The 629-nt window shown below is 47.4% G+C and carries 4 tRNA genes and 1 rRNA gene; all 5 read right to left on the bottom strand.

Annotation, left to right across the window (positions count from 1 at the left end):
• Nucleotides 1-45: 45 nt before the first annotated feature.
• Nucleotides 46-126: transfer RNA gene (locus VK90_RS27335), tRNA-Leu, on the bottom strand.
• Nucleotides 127-150: 24 nt separating this feature from the next.
• Nucleotides 151-226 (bottom strand) — tRNA-His (locus VK90_RS27340).
• A gap of 9 nt (nt 227-235) precedes the next feature.
• Nucleotides 236-311, bottom strand: a tRNA-Thr gene (locus tag VK90_RS27345).
• Between the two features lie 5 nt (nt 312-316).
• Nucleotides 317-392, bottom strand: a tRNA-Val gene (locus tag VK90_RS27350).
• Between the two features lie 4 nt (nt 393-396).
• A 5S ribosomal RNA gene (gene rrf, locus VK90_RS27355) occupies nt 397-512 on the bottom strand.
• Nucleotides 513-629 lie beyond the last annotated feature (117 nt).

The raw sequence follows: 629 nt of genomic DNA on the forward strand, positions 1-629 counted from the left end.
CTGAACTACTTCCGCAAGACATGTTATGAGTTATTTTATTAAAAGTGCGGGTGAAGGGAGTCGAACCCCCACGCCAAAGGCGCCAGATCCTAAGTCTGGTGCGTCTGCCAATTCCGCCACACCCGCATATTATAATTTTTAAAGAAAAAATGGGGCGACTGATGGGAATCGAACCCACGAATGCCGGAGCCACAATCCGGTGCGTTAACCACTTCGCCACAACCGCCATAGTTGCTGGTGCCGACTAGAGGACTTGAACCCCCAACCTACTGATTACAAGTCAGTTGCTCTACCAATTGAGCTAAGTCGGCTAGAATGGTGGAGGATGACGGGATCGAACCGCCGACCCCCTGCTTGTAAGGCAGGTGCTCTCCCAGCTGAGCTAATCCTCCATTTGCCTGGCAACGTCCTACTCTCACAGGGACAAGGTCCCAACTACCATCGGCGCTAGAGAGCTTAACTTCCGTGTTCGGTATGGGAACGGGTGTGGCCTCTCTGCCATCATTACCAGACTGTATTCATTTAAGACAAGAATTATTATAACTCATTCGACTTTTAAAGTCAACAAGTTTTTTATATTCTTTCAAAACTAGATAACATTGCTTCATATTATATGGTTAAGTCCTCGA

Origin of the sequence: Bacillus sp. LK2 (genome assembly GCF_001043575.1) — a bacterium.
Taxonomy (GTDB): domain Bacteria; phylum Bacillota; class Bacilli; order Bacillales; family Bacillaceae_G; genus Bacillus_A; species Bacillus_A paramycoides.